13 protein-coding genes are annotated in these 18116 nt (G+C 62.7%); 6 read left to right on the top strand and 7 right to left on the bottom strand.

What is annotated here, in order from left to right; translation table 11 throughout:
• Positions 1-60 precede the first annotated feature (60 nt).
• From J8C05_RS09120 to J8C05_RS09100, 5 genes are all read right to left on the bottom strand, one after another.
• A complete protein-coding gene (locus J8C05_RS09120; protein WP_211421901.1) occupies positions 61-318 on the bottom strand; it encodes a hypothetical protein in 258 nt (85 codons plus the stop codon).
• Positions 315-1049 (bottom strand): DNA-binding transcriptional response regulator, encoded by a 735-nt coding sequence (locus J8C05_RS09115; protein WP_211421900.1) that lies wholly within the window; start codon positions 1047-1049, stop codon positions 315-317. Before J8C05_RS09115 ends, J8C05_RS09120 begins: the two co-directional genes overlap by 4 nt.
• Complete coding sequence (locus J8C05_RS09110) at positions 1046-2524, bottom strand: hypothetical protein (protein ID WP_211421899.1); 1479 nt, start codon at positions 2522-2524, stop codon at positions 1046-1048. The genes J8C05_RS09115 and J8C05_RS09110 overlap by 4 nt, the downstream gene beginning before the upstream one ends.
• Before the next feature lie 132 nt (positions 2525-2656).
• Positions 2657-3001 carry an AtuA-related protein gene (locus J8C05_RS09105; RefSeq protein ID WP_211421898.1) on the bottom strand — a complete coding sequence of 115 codons (345 nt, stop codon included), beginning with the start codon at positions 2999-3001 and terminating at the stop codon, positions 2657-2659.
• Between the two features lie 29 nt (positions 3002-3030).
• Positions 3031-4212, bottom strand: a complete 1182-nt coding sequence (locus J8C05_RS09100) for an acetyl-CoA C-acetyltransferase (protein WP_211421897.1) — start codon at positions 4210-4212, stop codon at positions 3031-3033.
• Between the two features lie 93 nt (positions 4213-4305).
• Between J8C05_RS09100 and J8C05_RS09095 the strand changes: the two genes are divergently transcribed.
• From J8C05_RS09095 to J8C05_RS09070, 6 genes are all read left to right on the top strand, one after another.
• Positions 4306-4704 (top strand): hypothetical protein, encoded by a 399-nt coding sequence (locus tag J8C05_RS09095; protein WP_211421896.1) that lies wholly within the window; start codon positions 4306-4308, stop codon positions 4702-4704.
• Positions 4705-4798: 94 nt separating this feature from the next.
• The gene (locus J8C05_RS09090; RefSeq protein WP_211421895.1) at positions 4799-5722 is read left to right on the top strand and encodes a cation diffusion facilitator family transporter; all 924 of its coding nucleotides are present in this window, start codon (positions 4799-4801) and stop codon (positions 5720-5722) included.
• Positions 5719-6261, top strand: coding sequence for a peptide-methionine (S)-S-oxide reductase MsrA (gene msrA, locus J8C05_RS09085; protein ID WP_211421894.1), 543 nt, complete (start codon positions 5719-5721; stop codon positions 6259-6261). Before J8C05_RS09090 ends, msrA begins: the two co-directional genes overlap by 4 nt.
• Before the next feature lie 12 nt (positions 6262-6273).
• Positions 6274-9180: an excinuclease ABC subunit UvrA gene (gene uvrA / locus J8C05_RS09080; RefSeq protein WP_211421893.1), complete on the top strand. Its 2907-nt coding sequence runs from the start codon at positions 6274-6276 to the stop codon at positions 9178-9180.
• 38 nt (positions 9181-9218) lie between these two features.
• Positions 9219-10049: a TlyA family RNA methyltransferase gene (locus J8C05_RS09075; protein ID WP_211421892.1), complete on the top strand. Its 831-nt coding sequence runs from the start codon at positions 9219-9221 to the stop codon at positions 10047-10049.
• Positions 10050-10118: 69 nt separating this feature from the next.
• Positions 10119-10466 (top strand): STAS domain-containing protein, encoded by a 348-nt coding sequence (locus J8C05_RS09070; RefSeq protein ID WP_014100333.1) that lies wholly within the window; start codon positions 10119-10121, stop codon positions 10464-10466.
• 125 nt (positions 10467-10591) lie between these two features.
• On the opposite strand, the gene J8C05_RS09065 is transcribed toward J8C05_RS09070, so the two are convergent.
• Both J8C05_RS09065 and J8C05_RS09060 read right to left on the bottom strand, forming a co-directional pair.
• The gene (locus J8C05_RS09065) at positions 10592-14272 is read right to left on the bottom strand and encodes a TonB-dependent receptor (RefSeq protein ID WP_211421891.1); all 3681 of its coding nucleotides are present in this window, start codon (positions 14270-14272) and stop codon (positions 10592-10594) included.
• Positions 14273-14660: 388 nt separating this feature from the next.
• A complete protein-coding gene (locus J8C05_RS09060; protein ID WP_211421890.1) occupies positions 14661-17891 on the bottom strand; it encodes a TonB-dependent receptor in 3231 nt (1076 codons plus the stop codon).
• Positions 17892-18116: the final 225 nt, after the last annotated feature.

Raw genomic sequence — 18116 nt, 5'->3', positions numbered from 1 at the left:
AACCCAGCCTGCTCCCAAAGCTCCGGCCTTGGGGCCGGGGTAGTTGACAAGCTCCGCCCTTTAGGGCGGGGTAGTTGACATCACAGCTTCTCCCTGACGTGGTGCCTCCGGCTGTCCGGCCGCGGGCGGCCGGGGAACTTCATACTTCCGAAAGGTCAGCTCCGGGTGTTCGATTTCAAGAAGTTCAAACAGGCTGCGCGTCATCCGCAGCCCGCGTGTCACCCAGAAAGCGCCCCGACCTTCGTATTCGGTTTCCAGTTCGCGCGGCAGCCCGCGCACTTCGACTTCCTTGGCCCACAGAATGACATCTATGTTCATAGCCCAGCCATTCTATCTTTCTGGGCATCCTCTTGCGAGGGTTCGTCCGTAAGCTCAGCCGACCACGGCACAAGCCACCCAACCCGCACGAGGTAGGTCGCCAGGAACAGAATCTTGGGTTCGAGGTGCGGCAGGTTGGCAATGATGTCGGCCAGGGAGTTCTGACCGTCGAACAGGTCGAGCAGCGTCACATTCGAGGGAGAGAGTTTGGCCGCGGCCATGGCCGATTCCATAGCCGGTGTGCGGCGGTAGGCAACATCGAGTGGCGGTGCGAACCGGGGATCGCCCAGCAGGAAAACGAGGTCTTCGCTGATGTCAATGGTTTCGAGTGGCGAGGTGATGCGGGTGTGTGAACCCTGGTTTTGCGACCACTCGATTTCGTCGGCCACCGTGGCCAGCAGCAGTGCCGGCGTCACGGGTTTGACCAGTGAAGAAAGCCGCAGCCGCTCCATGGCGCGGGAGAGAATCTCATCCGGCAGGCGCGTCAGGGCAATGATCGGCGTGGTGACGAACCGCTCCCGCATGATGCGGGCCGGGGCCAGTTCCCCGACGCCCGGCGTGGTATCCGCAATGATGAGCGTTGGGGGCTGGTCAGACAGCGTATGCGCCGTGTTTGGGTCATCTGCCACCAGAACGTGGTAGCCGGCCAGCGTCAGGGTTTTGTTGATGAGCTGCGCCGTTTCCGGGTCGCTTCCCACAAACAAAATGGTCTGGTGACGAACAAGGCTCATGGCGTTCTCAACAGCGTAGCGACCAGTTCTTCCAGCCGCCGGATGCGTTTGTCAAAAACGGCGTTGCGGATTTCGTGCAGGACATCGAGTTGTTCCAGCTCCACCAGGGCAATGTTGATGCGCCACATGGTTTCCTGGCGGGCCTTGCGGCAGCGTTTTTTCTCGGCTGAGTCCGTCCGGCGATACCATTCTTCAAGGGTTGCCCGCTTGAACTCAAACTGACGCTGCTTGAGTTCTTCGACCAATCCCAGCAGGCGTTGTGGCCCGGCGGTGTCGGTGGTTTCACGGGCCCGCAGATAGGCGTCAATGCGCTGACAGATGCGCTCAGCCAGGGTGCGTTTGATTCCGGCGGCAAGGGCAATATCGCTTGGCAGCCCGGTGGTGTAGCTTTCGAGGCGCGACATCCCGGCTGCAAACAGTTTCTGGATGGTTTTTTGCCCGACACCTTCAACCTGCTTGAGCAGTGTTGTCAGCACGATGCTCTCTGATGACGTTGGGGCCGGCGGAATGAAGAAGGTCGCGGGCAGGTAATCCTCCAGATCGGCATAAGCGCTCAGGACGCGCAGCTTCCAGTGCCGGCCGTAGCGCCGCCGGTCGCCTTCGCTGTGGTCCTGAAGCAGCACGGCTTCCAGGCGTTCCAGCCGGATGCTCAGATCGGTGAAGGCAATGGACTGTGAGGCACGCCGCAGGTTCACCACGGCCGGACGGCAGGCTTCCAGCCAGTCGCGGGCGAAGGCCCCTTTGCGCAGTTCAGTGATGAAATCCTTGATGGGCTGGACGTAGCCCGTGGCAATGTCCGCGAACAGTTGCCGCACTTCAGCGGGAACGCCGGGTTCGGTTTCGGACTGCCAGACGCCTTCCGGCAGGGCGAACTCCGACGTTGGATGCGTGGCCGCATCAAAAGCTCCTTCGAGACTGCCGATCACGTCATCGAGAAAGTCGTCGTCAAGGTCCACGGCAAGGTCATCGAAGGGGTCTTCATTGCCGTCGAAGGTGACTTCGGTGGTAATCCGTCGCGTCTGTTGGTTGGTGTCGGGCGTGGCTGACAGCGGCGCGGCAAGGAAGCCCTGAAGCCGCTGGGTAATCTGATGCGTCAGGGAAACTTCTATCACCCGGCCTGTGTCGCTCATTGTGCGCACCATATCCACAAAGCAGGTCGTGGCCTGGGTCAGCCCATCGAGTGCCGACGTTTGCTGTTCCGGGGCAAAGCTGGCCAGACGCAACGCCAAGGCTGCACCGGCTTCCGCCAGAGACAGCAGCGCCTCGACGCCCTCGCGGGTGTGTGGCGACAGGTTGTTCTGGTCGCGGTGCAGCTCGCGGACGGCCGTCAGCAGTTCGTCCGTGTGCTCACAGACCGCCAGGTGGTAGGCCGGATTGTGCGGCGCGCGGCGCAGCCGTTCCAGATAAAGCCTGAGCAACGTCGTGTGGTCTTCGACGCCGACGACGAAGGCCTCAAGCGAAGTGAAACGATCCATAGTGGAATGTCATCGCGTGTGATGTGCAGGAAACATAACACAGGTCGTGCGGGACGAAGACGCATGAGAAAACACATTAGGCAAAAAAGAAAGTCGCGGCCCGGTTGCCAGCCCGGCCGCGGAATGCCTGTCTTACGCCGGGTTGACCAAGTGCGCCAGGTGTTCGGGAAGCTCAACTTCCATACGCAGCAGAGCCGTGCTGTACGTTTTCCCCTGGGCATCGCTGCGCAGCGAGACCGTGCCGCCGCCACCCAACGCCTTGTGAAGCAGAAAGTTAAGGGCTTCGAGGTTGGGCAGTTCATACCGCTCGACCGGGCCGTGACACAGCTCGGCAAAATGTGCTTTGACGCGCTCGGCTGTGACCTGCTCACACAGCACCGGATAAAACTCCGGGCGGCGGGCAATGAGACCGATGTTGGACGTGTCGCCCTTGTCGCCCGAACGGGCATGGGCAATGTCGAAAAGCCTGACTCGCATACGGCATCTCCCCATTCCGGTTTTGGTTTTCAGTCGCGCTCAACGGCCAGAGCGACAGCATTGCCGCCGCCCAGACACAGGGCCGCGACGCCCCGCTTGGCCTGGCGGGCCTGGAGCGCGTGCAGAAGCGTCACCAGGACGCGCGCTCCACTGGCGCCGATGGGATGCCCCAGCGCAATGGCCCCGCCGTTGACGTTGACCCGCGCCGGATCAGCGCCGACTTCCTGCGTGACAGCAATGGCCTGCGCAGCAAAGGCTTCGTTGAACTCGAACAAATCCACATCTTCGACCTTCCAGCCGGCCTTGGCCAGGACGCGCCGGGTGGCTTCCACCGGAGCCATCATGATGAGCTTCGGTTCGATGCCGCTCATTGCCTGGGCCACGATGCGTGCCATGGGCTGGCGTCCCAGACGTGCGGCCTGGGATTCCGAGGTGACGACCACAGCCGCCGCGCCATCATTGATGGTGGAGGCATTGCCGGCCGTCACCGTCCCGTCCGGCTGAAAAACCGGCTTGAGCTTGGCCAGGGCGGCGGCCGTCGTATCGGCGCGCGGTCCCTCATCTTCGGCAAAAACAAGCGGATCGCCTTTGCGCTGCGGAATCGTCACCGGCTCGATTTCGGCCCGAAAGGCTCCCACCTGCTGGGCGGCAACGGCTTTGGCCTGGGAGCCGGCGGCAAAAGCGTCCTGCGCTTCCCGTGAAATGCCATAGCGTTCGGCAACGACTTCCGCCGTGCAGCCCATGTGCCAGTTTTCAAAGGTGCACCACAGGCCGTCGTGAATCATGACATCGAGCATTTCGCCGTGGCCCATCCGGTAGCCCTCCCGCGCCTTGGGCAGGACGTAAGGCGCATTGGTCATGGATTCCATCCCGCCGGCGACGACATACTCGGCATCTCCGGCCTGAATGGCCTGCGCGGCCAGCATGACCGCACGGAGTCCTGAACCGCACACCTGATTGACCGTGAGTGCCGCCACAGCGGGCGGAAGTCCGGCACGCAGGGCGGCCTGCCGCGCCGGATTCTGGCCGAGTCCGGCCTGGAGGACGCAGCCCATGATGACTTCGTCCACCTGGACGGCATCAATCCCGGCGCGTTCGACGGCGGCCCGCACGGCGTGCGCGCCAAGCATCGGAGCCGTGAAGGATTTGAGCGAACCCTGAAACTTCCCAATCGGGAGACGGACGGCGGAAAGAATGACGGAAGTTGGCATTGTGGATGCTTTCTCGCAGAAGGAATCATGACGTAGCCCTACTATAAGCCACTTTTGGTTGGACAGACTACGGTTGTTCTGGTGGAGCAAAGCATGGTTGATGAGCACACGTCCCTTTCGCGGCAGGTAGCTGAAGGCATCGCCCGACTCGAAGCGCACACCCGGCAGGGTGTGTTGTGCTGGCAGGCGGTGGCGGCGGCGCCGGTGATGCGCTTCGTCGCCGATGATGAAGGCGTGCGCTATACGCTCACCGGTGGACGTGAAGGGATGCCAACCGTGCTGACCGCCTTTGATACGGCGCGGCGGATCGTGGTCTGGAAAGTCTCCGGGACGCCGAACACGCAGCCCCGGCTCCGGGCGCTGGCGGATTTGGTTCTGGCCCGGTTTGGCCCGCCAAAGACGGCGCTGGTTCCCGACATGACGCGGGTCGTGATGTTTCCGGTGCGTCCGGCTGCCGCCAGAGCGTGGACGCCGGCCGAACGTACCGCCTGAATCCGGCCTGGAAACAGCACACGCAACCACAACCGCGCCGGGGGCTGCGGGAACATGGACGGCACCGGCCGGGACGTGATTTCATGGGCTGGTTATGTCCGCCACGGATGCTCCAGCGCCCATCACTTCGGCTGCTGTCCGGCGTGTGCTTTGGCGATTGCTCGTCGCCAATCTGGCCGTCGTCGTGGCCAAGGCGCTGGCTGGATGGTGGGCCGGCTCGCTGGCCGTGCTGAGCGATGCCGTTCACTCGCTGACTGACGCGGCCAACAATCTCGTCGGCATCTGGCTCATCCGGGCGGCTGCCAAACCGCCGGACCGCGAACACCCTTACGGCCACGCCAAGCTCGAACCCATCGGCGCTTTCGTCGTGTCGGCCGTGATGGGTGTGGTGGCCTACGAAATCGGACGCGAAGCCGTGCTGCGGCTCTGGGCCGGGGCGACCGTATCGCTGGCGCTGACGCCGCTGACCTTTACCGTCATGCTCGGTACGCTGGTCGTCAACCTGCTGGTCGTCTGGTACGAACGGCGCGCCGGGCAGCAACTCGGCAGTCCTTTTCTGCTGGCCGATGCCCAGCACACGCTGAGCGATGTGTATGTCACGGTGGGCGTGCTCGTGGGGTTGGTGGGGATGTGGTTGGGTTGGACGTGGCTCGATCCGGTGGTGTCGCTGGCGGTTGTCGCGGCGGTCGGTTGGGGCGCGTATCACGTCCTGGTGACGGCCATCAACGAGCTGATGGATACGGCGGCCGTGGAGGATGAACAGCTCATCGCCCTGGCGCGTCAGCACCCGGATGTCGTGGAGGTCCGCCACGTCCGGTCCCGCGGACGCGGCGCCTATGGCTTTGCGGAACTCACCCTGGTTTTCCGGCATGACGACTTGCGCCGCGCCCACGCCACCAGTGACCTTCTGGAAACCCAGATTCGGCAGATGTACGGTCTGGCCCACATCACAATTCACCTTGAACCGGCCGAAGTCCGTACGCCGGGCGATGTCAAGGCAGAGGAGCTATCCGCATGACTGCATCCCGTGAAGTCGCCGTGCTTGCCGGCGGCTGCTTTTGGTGTCTGGAAGCCGTGTATCTCGGCATGCGCGGCGTGGAAAAGGTCGTTTCCGGCTATGCCAACGGACACACGCCCAACCCCACCTACCAGCAGGTCTGTTCCGGGACGACAGGCTATGCCGAAGCCGTTGAAATCACCTTCGATCCGAACGAGGTGTCATACCGGGACCTGCTCAACGTCTTTTTCGTCATCCACGACCCGACGACGCTGAACCGGCAGGGCGCGGATGTGGGCACCCAGTACCGTTCGGGGATTTACTACCTGACGCCGGCCCAGCATGAGACGGCGCGGCAGGTCGTCGATGCCTTGACGGCGGAACAAGTCTTCGATGCACCCATCGTGACCGAAATCGAGCCGCTGCGGAACTTTTACCCGGCTGAGGATTATCACCAGAACTACTTTGCCCGCCATCCATACCAGCCGTATTGCGTGGCGGTCGTTGCCCCCAAGGTAGCCAAGTTCCGCAAGCAATTCCTTGAGAAAGTCAAAGCCTGACCCTGCGTTCCGATGCCAGACGCTGCCACTTCACCTGCTGCTGCCTGTGCGGTGTCCCCGCCTGCGGCTGCTGAGCCAATCGTCATTCGCGGCGCGCGGGTTCACAATCTCAGGAACATCACCGTTGCGATTCCCTACGAAAAGCTCACCGTCATCACCGGCGTGAGCGGTTCGGGGAAGTCGTCGCTGGCGTTCGATACGCTGTATGCCGAAGGCTACCGGCGCTATGTCGAGTCGCTTTCGGCTTACGCCCGCCAGTTTCTCGAACGCCTGCCCAAGCCCGATGTGGATGAAATTACGGGTATCTGTCCGGCGATTGCCGTCCAGCAGCGGAACCAGACCCGCCAGCCGCGCTCGACCGTCGCCACCCAGACGGAGATTTACGACTACCTGCGACTGCTCTACGCCCGGATTGGCGAGGTGTTTTGCCACCAGTGCGGCGCACGGGTACGGCGGGACACACCCCAGTCCGTCGTCGGGGATGTCATGCGGGAACTGCCGGAAGGCGCCCGGTTGTATGTGACCTTTCCCCTGCTGACAACGCCCCCGGCCGGGACGGCCGCGAAGTCCGGGGCAAAGCCCGGAGCCAGAGGCCGGAAGAGTCCGGCCCGTGGCTCCGGGGCGGTCGCCCGCGAACAGACCGTTGCCCACCTGATGCGCTGCCTGCAACGTGGCTTCCGGCGGCTGCTCGTCGGCGGGCAGCCGCTGGAACTCAACACGCCGGATGACTTTCCCCATCCGACGCTCGACGGCGTGGAAGTCATTGCGGATCGGCTGGTCGTGCGCGCCGCTGACGTTTCGCGGCTGACGGAATCGGTCGAAATGGCTTTCCGGGAGGGCAACGGCGAAATGGCCGTCCACGTGGTGATGCCGCAACCGGCAACGCTCCGCTTTGGCGAACGTTTTGCCTGCAAGGCGTGCCGGTTGGACTATCCGGCGCCCGAACCCAGCCTGTTCAGCTTCAACAGCCCCTACGGAGCCTGCCCGACCTGCCAGGGCTTCGGCAGCACGATTGGCGTGGATATGGCGAAGGTCATTCCCGATCCGGGGCGGTCGCTGGCTGAAGGCGCGATTGATCCCTTTGAAAAGCCACAGCTCGACTGGGCCAAACGCGAACTGCGCGCCATGTGCCGGCGGCAGGGCATCCCGTGGCAAACACCCTTCCGGCGCCTGACGGCTGAACAGCAGCGGTTGGTCATCGAAGGTGAACCACAGGGCGACTGGCCGGGAGTGAATGGTGTTTTCGCCTGGCTTGAAACCAAAAAATACAAGCTCTACGTCCGGGTTCTGCTGGCCAGATACCGGGGGTACACCGTCTGCCCGGACTGTCACGGCGGACGGCTGCGCCGCGAAGCCTGTGCGGTGCAGGTCGGCGGACGGAATTTGCCGGCGGTGGTGGGTCTCTCCATCCGTGCCGCCCTGGACTGGTTTTCCGCGCTGCCAGAGCAGCTTGGCCCGGAAGCCCGCGTCATCGCCCGCCGCCTGCTCGAAGAAATCACCAGCCGCCTGCGTTTTCTGTGTGAAGTCGGGCTGGACTACCTGACGCTCGACCGGATGGCTTCGACCCTGTCGGGAGGCGAGGCGCAGCGCATGCAGTTGGCCACGCATCTGGGCGCGGCCATGACCGGCGCGCTCTACGTGCTGGACGAACCCAGCATCGGCTTGCATCCACGGGACACCGCCCGGCTCATCGGGGCGCTGGAACGGCTGCGCGATGGCGGCAACACGGTTGTGGTTGTCGAGCACGATGAAGCCACCATCCGCGCGGCGGATTATGTCGTGGACATCGGCCCCGGCGCCGGAGAACGCGGCGGCGAGGTGGTGTTTCAGGGGCCGCAGGAGGCATTGCTGCGCGATGAACGTTCCCTGACGGCAGCCTATCTGCGCGGCGACCGGCGCATTCCTGTGCCGAAAACACGTCGTCCATGGCGGCAGGCCATTCATCTGCAGGGGGCGGCCGTTCACAATCTCAAGCACATTGGCGTGACCATTCCGCTGGGCGTGCTGACCTGTGTGACCGGCGTTTCGGGGTCGGGGAAATCCACGCTCGTCCACGAGGTGCTGTGTCCGGCTTTGGCGTCGCCGGAAGCTGCCGCGTCTGTGTGCACGTCTGTTGAAGGGCAGGAACACATCACCCGGACGATTGTCGTTGACCAGTCGCCGATTGGGCGCTCGTCACGGTCGAATCCGGCGACGTACATCAAGGCCTACGATGCCATTCGGGAAGCCTTTGCCCAGACCCGTGAAGCGCAGCAGGCCGGATTCGGCCCCGGACATTTTTCGTTCAACATCGCCGGCGGGCGCTGTGAAGCCTGCCAGGGCGCCGGCACAGTGACAGTGGAGATGCAGTTTCTGGCCGATGTCGAACTGCCCTGCGAAACCTGTGGAGGGAAGCGTTTCAAGCCGGAAATCCTGGACATCCGCTTCCGTGGAAAAAACATTGACGACGTGCTGCACCTGACTGTTTCAGAGGCACTCACCCACTTTGCCGGACTGCGGAAAGTGACCGACCGGCTGCGGTGGCTTGCGGAAGTGGGTTTGGGCTACCTGCGGCTGGGGCAGCCGGCGACAACCCTTTCGGGCGGCGAAGCCCAGCGGCTCAAGCTGGCGGCGCACCTCAGTGAAGGGGCCGGTCAGGGCACCCTGTTTGTCTTCGATGAGCCAACGACGGGCCTGCACGTGGCCGATGTGGCCGTCCTGCTTCAGGTCTTTGAACGACTGCTGGCCAGCGGCGCGTCGCTGGTGGTCATCGAGCATAATCTGGAAGTCATCAAAACGGCCGACTGGATCATTGATTTGGGGCCCGAAGGGGGCGAAGGCGGCGGGGAAGTGGTTGCCACGGGTACACCGGAGGACATTGCCGCCGTGCCGGCTTCGCACACGGGGCGCTTCCTGCGTCAGGTTTTGTCCGGTGCGTAGCTTTTCCGGCATAGCCGGAGACAGTCAGGTGAGAGAGGATGAAACGCCGGTTGGATCACTACCTTGTGGAAACCGGTCTGGCGGATTCCCGGCAGAAGGCGCAGGCGCTGATTCTGGCCGGGCAGGTTCTGGTCAACGACCGGCCGGCGGAAAAACCGGGGTTGCTCATTGCACCGGATGCCACGGTACGGCTGCGTGGGGAACCGCTGCGGTACGTCGGGCGCGGCGGGCTGAAGCTGGAAGCGGCCCTGCACGGGTTTGCGCTGGATGTGCGCGGTGCGCTGTGTCTCGACATCGGCGCTTCCACCGGCGGTTTCACGGACTGCCTGCTGCAGCACGGGGCGCGGCAGGTCTATGCCCTCGATGTCGGCCACAACCAGTTGGACTGGAAGCTGCGGTCTGACCCCCGCGTGGTTGTGCGCGAGGGCGTCAATGCGCGCTACCTGACGCCGGCTGACTTTCCTGAACGGTTTGCCGTTATCGTTGCGGATGTGTCCTTCATTTCCCTGCGCCTGATCCTGCCGGCGCTGGGTCCGCTTGCCGCGCCCGAAGCGGCGCTGGTGGCGCTCGTCAAGCCACAGTTCGAGGTGGGGCGTGAGCAGGTCGGCAAGGGCGGGATCGTCCGTGACCGGCGGCTGCACGCGACAGCCATGGCCGGCGTTCTGACGGCTGCCCGGCAGGCCGGCTTTGCGCCGGAACGGATGCTGGCTTCGCCGGTGCTTGGCGCGGAAGGCAACCAGGAATATCTCCTGCTGGCGCGATATGGCCAGCCCTTAGCCCAGGTTGACTCCTGGCAGACGGATTGGCAGACGTTGTTCCCGGAGGTGGAGATTGAGGCCGGGTTTGAAAATCTGTTACCGACTCGTTAGAGTTTTGGATGCCTTTCCAAAGTGAACAAGCCTTTGGAAGTGAACATCCAAGACGACTTCTGACACACGATGACGATAACTGAGCGGACAAAGGACGGGATTGCCATCCTGGAACTCCAGGGAAGCATTCTTTTGGGCAATGGGGACACGTTGTTGCGGGAACATGTCTCCCGTCTGCTGGCGCAGGGGTCGCGTGGTGTCGTGTTCAACCTGGCGGGCGTACCCTATGTGGACAGCAGCGGTCTGGGCGAAATCGTCCGGGCCATGACCTCCATCAAGCGCGCCGGTGGAAGACTCAAGCTGGCCAGTCCCAGCCGGCGGCTCGTGGATATTCTCAACATCACCAAGCTGTCTTCCATTCTTGAAACCTACGACACCGAAGAGGCAGCCGTCGCCAGCTTTCAGGCGGCTTCCTGATGGTTTTTCCCACTTTCGCAGGGCGGCTTCATCCTGAAGGGCAGGCGGCCCCGACATAAACACAGACACAAAAAAACCGCCGGCCACACTGTGGCCGGCGGGCAGGTTCCCGGCATGCGGGCAGATCAGAAGATGATCTTGAACGCCACCTGGATGTTGCGTGGGCCGTTGAAGGTCGAGGTGACACGCCCGAAGTTGGTGGCGTTCACATTCTGGTCGCCGACATTGAAGATGGGCGAGTTGAACGTGTTGAAAAACTCAAACCGCAACTCGGTGTTGACCCGCTCGTTGATGGGCGTGCGTTTGACGATGTTCATGTCGAGGTTGTAGCGCCGGGGTCCGTTGAGGATGAACCGCTGCAACGAACCGGCCCGTCCGGGCGCCGGGTTGAAAAACACCTGTCCGTTGAAGGGGGCCTGTCCGTCGGGCTGTACGGCGCGGCCGTCGAAGTTGATGACATTCGGGTTGATGAAGAACAGCCCCCGTGGGGTACGGAAAATCCCCACGAGGCGCTGAAGTTGTCCCCGTGTCAGCGTCGTGTCCACGGTGTTGAGATCACCGCGCGTTCCGCCCGTCACCCGGTTGATGGTGCCCCGGCGGGAGTAAATGCCAAAGGGCGGTCCGCTCCCGATTTCGAGAAAGAACCCAACCTGGAAGCCGCCCACCAGCCGCCGCAGGAAGCCGTTGCCGGGGTCGAGCGTCTTGCCCTGTCCGAACGGCAACTCATAGATGCCGTTGGCCTTGAAAATGTGCGGGATGTCAAAGGGCGCCCGCGAGTTTTCAAGCGTGGGCTGCCGGTTGTCGAGGAGCGCCTCGAAGCGGGTCTGCCCCGTACCGGCGGTGTTGGTCAGGGTTTTGCTGTAGGTGTAGTTGGCCTGAATGAGGAAGTCACCCGCAATGCTTCTGGAAAACCGCCGCCGGAATTCCACCTGCAACCCGTGGTAGTTGGAAAAGCCGGAGTTGTTGAGGATATTCGTGGCGAGGGCGTTGGGGTTGGGCTGGAAGACCACGCTGCCCGTCAGGCGGTTCGTGATGTAGATACCGGCCAGACTACCCGCTTCCCCGGTCTGGATGAGGTTGCGGATGGTCGAGTTGGTGAGGAGTCCCCCACCGGCCAGGTTGGGGAACACGGTCAAGGGCTGGCTGCCGGGAATGGCCGGGTTGAAGGCGGGGTTGAACACCCCGGTTGCGGCGAGCGCCAGGAAGCCGTTCTGCCGCGCCCGGGCCACATCGGCGGCAAAGCCGTTGTTGATGACATCCAACTGGTTCAGGTCCACGGCCCGGATGAGGTTGGTGCTCCGGTTGCCCACGTACCGCACGGTCAGAACCGTATCCCGGAAAATCTCACGCTCAAGCGAGACGTTCCACTGCTGGTAGAACGGCGTTTGCAGGTTCCGGTCAGGGCTGCCGAAGGCCGTGTTGGTGGTGATGGCAAACTGGCTGGCGTAGCTGTAGGGCACATTGAAGGGTGGCGGTACAAGCAGGGTGTTGATCAGGTTCGTGGCATTGCTGAGCCGCGGCCCGGCGGCCTGAACTTGCGCCAAAGTGGGGGCCAGCGTTGTGCTGAGGCCGGGATTGGTCAGGATGGAGTTGTCCGCGGCACGGATAGCTTCATCGTTGACATAGGCCAGCGAGTAGCCGCCACGCAGCACGGTTGGCTGGCCCAGTCCTTTGATGTCCCACGCCACGCTGACGTTCGGGGCAAAGTTGTTGCGGTCAGGACGCCAGAACCGGCCGGCAAAGTTGACGATGCCACCCGGATTGAGCAGCGTCTGGGCCGTGGTCGCGCCGGCCGGATTGACCGGCAGGAGCGCGAAGGCATTGGCTTCCGACAGTGGCGTAACGTAATCGTACCGCAGGCCGGCATTGATCGTGACGTTCGGACGAATCCGCCACTGGTCGGCGATGTAGGTTCCCAACTGGTTGAGGCGCAGGTCGCGGGTTTGGGCTGCGGTTGGGTCAAAGCCGGCTGTCGGACGCGCCGCATTGACGTTGAAGGTGCGCGACAGCGAGCCAATCGCTCCGCTGTACAGCGTCAGAAAGCTATTGGCTGTCTGGAGTTGGGTCACATTGATACCACCCGGGAACAGGGCGGCGGTCAGCGCCGCCGGGTTGCCCCCCACACCCAGCACCTGCTGGCTCAGTCCGAGGGTCGGGACAGTGCCAGCTTCGTTGTAGGGGCGCACTTTCAGCCAGTCGAACTGCACCCCAAAGCGGAGGCTGTGGGCGCCAAGCTGAAGCGAGGCGTTGTCAATGATGGTGACAATCTGGGTGTCACGTCCCTGCGGCAGAAAGGTCACGTCAGGATTGGTGAAGGGCAGCCCGCTGAGGAAAAAGGGCGGGTTCTGCGACCGGTTCACGTTGAAAAACGGCGCGGTGAAGTTGGCGCCAAACCGGATTTCATTGTTGAACCGGGGTGAGATGCTCCACACCCAGGCGGCAGCGCCGAAGTTGGTCGGCCCGACGTTGTTGACAATGACCGGGTTGTTGAACGTGGTGTCAATGTCGGTGCGCCCAATGGTTTCACCGGCCCGGCGGTAGATGAACTCCAGGTGGTGCCGGGGGCTGGGGTTGTAGTCCACGCGGTAGGCAGAGGTGTCCCGGTCAAACGGTGTTGAACGGACGATTTGAAGACCGGTTGTGTTCAGGCCGTCGCCCACCGTGGTGAGGTTCGACTGATTTGGCACCCGCGCAATGAAGGAAGCAATCGTCGGGTCAATGGAGATGCCACGCAGCGCCAGCAGGTCAATCGTGCGGCGGACGCCGGCATTGTCAATGTAGGTGAACACACCCCGCCGGGCGTCGGGCGTCAGCACCGTAGTCGTCAGCCCGGACTGGGACCGCTGCCGGATGCCCTCGAAGGTGGCAAAGAAGAACAGGTTCTTGATGCGCGGCCCGCCGGGAATGCCTACCGGACCGCCCAGTTGGAAGCCGAACTGGTTGCGGATGAAGTTGGGACGCTGGATGCCGGCCGCGTTGTTGAAAAAGCTGTTGGCGTTGAGCACCTTGTTGCGGTGGAACCAGAACACTTCGCCGTGGAATTCTTCCGTTCCGGCCGGCGTCACGAAGCGCACCGCCGAAGACCCCGCCACGTCCGCCGAGGCGTTGGAGGTGATGATGGTGGCCTCACCGACGCCGGCAACCGTCGGGTTGTTGGGGGAAAAGTCAATGGCATTGGCCCGGATGAAGTTGTCCTGGATGTTGATGCCGTCCTGGGTGACGACGGTCGTCGAGGAGCGTTGCCCGTTGATGACGGTGTTCGTGTTGGCCAGCCGGCCGTTGACGCCTGCCTGAAGCTGCACCAGCGCCAGTGGGCTGCGCGTAATGAGCGGCAGTTCCTGAGTTTGCCGGGCGTTGACGGTGTTCCGCACTTCGGCGTTCGTGGTCTGGAGCAGGGCCTCCCCGCCTGAAACCGTGATGACATCGCTGGCGCCGCCCACCTGGAGTGTGGCAGTTACGCCGTACTCCTGCCCGACGTTGAGGCTGAGATTTTCGATGACACTCTTGGTAAACCCGTCGGCTTCGACGGTGACGCTGTAGCTCCCGACCGGGAGCAGCGGTGTCGTGAAGGTGCCGCTATCGGCGGTCGTGCCGGTGATGGTTTGTTTGGTGCCTTCATTCGTGACCGAGACGCTGGCTCCGGCCACAACGGCCCCGCTGGGGTCTCTGACCGTAATGACGAAGCGGCCGTTGGTGGTCTGTCCAAAGGCCGGCGGTGCCGCGCCCAGCCAGCCCAGCAGGACCACCAGGCCCGTTATCCAACACATCGCCCCAAACCGTGGGCGAATTCCCCAAGGTATGCGCATAGGAACATCCTTTCCAAAGATGACTGCCGGAGAGTGTGACGGCAGACGGTATCCAGATTTTTTCCAGTGCTGGATTGACAGGCAAATTCGATGCCAGAGAGTTGGCCAGAGAGTCGGGAAGGGCGCTGGCGGATGTGGCGTGCCGTGGTTTCCCAAAGAATTGCGGCTTTTTCAGGACAGCCGCCGCCGGAGAGGCGTCGTCCCACACCCCCGGCTGTGAGTGCCGTATGTCCAGATTTTCGGACAAAGGTTCAATAATTTGCGTTTTTGACGCTCCGGGGAACGCGGGCGAGGGGCTGCCCCCCCAAGCTGGAAAACCCGGCCCCAGAGAAAAAAGCCCGTCGGCGCGGGCGCTGACGGGCAAGAGGTGACAGGTTTTTGCTTTTGTTCAGAAGATGTACCGCGCGGTGAAGGTCATGCTCCGGCCGCCAACGTTGGTCTGCCCAAGGTTGAGGAACAGCGCCGGGTTGGTGGCATTGTTCACCGTGTTGGACGGAATGACCGTGAAGTTCCGCCGGTTGAAGACGTTGAAGACTTCCCAGCGCACTTCGAGGGCCTGCCGTTCGCCAAAGGTGCGGAACCGTTTGACGAAAGCAAAGTCGGTGCTCGCCACACCGCCGGTGCGGAGAATGTTGCGGCCGGCGTTGCCGTTGATGCCGGAGTTGACCGGGTTGGCCACGTAGAACGGATTGGTGACACCGGGGAAGCCAGTGGCTGTGCCGGGCTGTCCGGCCGGATTGATGCTGACGCGCTGCGACAGTTCCACCGTCGAAATCTGACCCGGCAGAATGCCCAGGGCATTGAAGGCGTTCAGGACGCTGAACGGCGTGCCCGAGGAAAAGGTGGAGACACCGGACATCGCCCAGCCGTTGATGAGACGGTCGAAGAACGGATTGGAGATGCTGATCCGGGGAATCTCAAACGTGTAGTTCGCCACGAACCGGTGGGGCTGGTCGAGACCGGAGCGCGCGCGATCCTGACGGAAGTTGAGCGGGTTGGCCGGCAGCGTGGAGTTGGTCTGACCGCCCAGGATGTCGTCACTGTCGTTGATGAACGCACTCCACGTGTAGTTGAGTTCATACTGGATGCCGTTGCGGAACCGCTTGCCCAGCGTGAGCTGCAGGGAGTGATACCACGAACTGGCCAGCCCGTCCCCAATCAGGATGGAGCCCCGCGCCGGGTCGCGCCGAAACGCCGTGATTTGTCCGGCCGCATTCCGTACCGGCTGCAACTGCGGCAGGATGTTGGCGTAGAAGGACGGGTTGTTGTTGATGGCGGTGATGTTGAAGCCAAGGTTGCTTTCGACTTCCCGCACCAGCTTCAACCCACGTGAGCCGATGTAGAACATCTTGAACACGTAGTCATTCCACAGTTGCCGCTCAAAGCCAAAGTTGAACGACTGCTGGTAGGGCAGTGCCACGCGCTTGTTGGGCGAATACAGCCGCACCGGCAGCAGGTTGGGATCGCCCGTGAATTGCGAGGGCGTCGGCGGAGCCGGACGGTTGCCCGCAACGTACAACCGCTGCCCGCTGATGGGCCCGATGGCCACGTTGACGCCGCGTGGGAAGTTGCGGGAGTTGTTGAGCAGAATGTTGAGGAAAATCTGGTCGTAGGAGATGCCATAGCCGCCGCGAATCACGGTCTTGTCTTTCCCCAGCATCGTGGCGATGAACCCATCGCCTTCCACCCGTGGGTTCCAGGCAAAACCGACGCGCGGAGCAAAGTTGTTGATGTCCGGCTCGGCGTTCGAGAAGAAGCCGAAGGGCGCGGAGACATACTCGTAACGCAGGCCCAGATTGAGCGTCAGCGACGGCAGGATGCGGTAATCATCCTGGACGAAGACGCCCATTTCATTGACGCGCGCCGGGACGAGACCCGTGCCGGCATACTGGGAGAAGCTGGCATTCCGGTCAAAGAGCAGGTCCGAAAGCGAGCCATAGGAGACCGTCCCGCGGAAGTTGGGGGCAAAGAACGAATCGAGGTTGATGCGGTTGTAGCTGCCGCCGAACTTCAGCGTGTGCTTGGAGAAGGTCCAGGTCAGGGCGTCGGTGAACTCGATGACGCGGCTGTTGCGGAACTGCGGGAAGTTGGCGTTGCCAACCGAGTTGAAGCCGCCAATCGTGATGGCTGGCGGTAAGTTCTCAGGAAAGTTGAGTGCCCGGTCCACGAAGCTGAAACGGAACTCGTTGACAACCCGCGGGCTGAACGTACGGATGTAGTTCACCGCGCCGTTGTAGTTGTCCACGTTCGTGCCGGTTTCGTTGCCGGCAATGGCTGTGGGGGCGCCGGGGTTGCGGCTGCGGTCCTGCAGATACCGCAGCGAGAAGCGGTCATTGGTGGTCAGGTTGATGTCGCCTTTGACGAGAATCCGCCAGAAACTCGTTCCGAAGGGCAGACTGCCGGTCAGCGCCCGGTTGAACTGCTGCACCGGTATGGTCGCCACGATGGCGTTGTCTGACGGCCGCCGGACGGTGATGGTGCCACGTGGCGTCGGGTCGTTGGCAACAGGGAACGTGTTGGTCAGGAAGGTCAGCGCGCCGGGCGCCAGGGCATTGGGACCGGTCGGATTGGCTGCGGCATAGGCCTGAAGGGCCGCAATGCCCGACGGCGCCAGCGCCACGGTAATCGGCACGGCTGTGGTGCGGAACGTATTCCGGTCAAAGCTGGTGAAGAAGAAAATCTTGTCTTTCTTGATGGGCCCGCCGAATGTGCCGCCCCAGATGTTCGTCACGTTGACGGCGCGCGCCCGGCGCAGGGACTCCTTTTCACTGAAGCCCTGGGCCCGGGCGGCGCTGAACGTACGCTGCTGGGCTGTGGTGAGGGCATTCAGCCCGTTGCCTTCCCAGGTGTAGTGCGCGATACCGCTGAATTCGTTGGTTCCCGAACGGGTGATCTGCTGCACGATGGCACCGCCGTTGCGCCCGAACTCAGCCGAAAAGTTGTTGGTGATGATCTGAAACTCCGCCAAGGCTTCCGGGGGAAGATTCTGCACCGGAATCGAAAGCGACGGGTCATTGTTCTGCGTGCCGTCAATGAGGAAGTTGTTGGAGCGGGTCCGGGCACCATTGACAGCAAAACCGGAACCGGGCCGCCCGTTCTGGTTGTTGACGACACCGGGTTGCAGCAGCGCCAGCCCATTGAGCGTGTTGCGCCCGGGCAGTTGCAGAATCCGGCGTGAATCCACTTCCTTGCTCACCTGGCTGCGGGTCGTCTCGATGAGGGTGGCCTCACCTGTCACCGTGATGACTTCCTGGCTGCTGCCAGCCTTGAGTTCGGCATCCACGATGGCGTCCCGCGCCGCCGTGACGTTGATTTGCTCACGGACAAGGGTCTCGAAGGAGTCGGCCGAGATGCGGACAGCATACCGCCCGCCGGGCAGGGAGCGCACGGTGTAGGTGCCGTCGCTGCCGCTGACGACTTCACGGGTTTCTCCGGTGTCCATGTTCTTGACCTCGATGCGCGCGCCGACAATGGCCGCGCCCGTCTGGTCGGTCACCCGCCCGGAGATGTTGCCGTAGATGGTTTGCGCGATGGCTGCCACGTTGGTCAGTCCCACAAGGACCAGACCGACCAGCAGGCACCGGATACCGGCGTACCACCCGTGCCGCGTGGACCGCACAGAGTTTGCCTTCTGTACGTGCATGGGGATTACCTCTCTTATTCAGAAAAGATCGCAGAGGGCGCTGAGGTGCGCCCTCAAGCTTATGAGAAGCTGTTCTGGTTATAGGTAGCAAAATCTGTGCCAGAAATCTGACAAACGCCGCCAGCCAGTCACTTGTCACCACTGATCCAGTTGCCAGATAACACCATAGCAGACGGTGTACCGGCACATCGCACGGGGCGT

It is taken from the genome of Chloracidobacterium sp. N (assembly GCF_018304765.1).
In the GTDB taxonomy this organism is placed as follows: Bacteria; Acidobacteriota; Blastocatellia; order Chloracidobacteriales; family Chloracidobacteriaceae; genus Chloracidobacterium; species Chloracidobacterium aggregatum.
The sequence above is the reverse complement of the archived record's forward strand: the minus strand, read 5'-3'. Positions and strand labels throughout refer to the sequence as shown.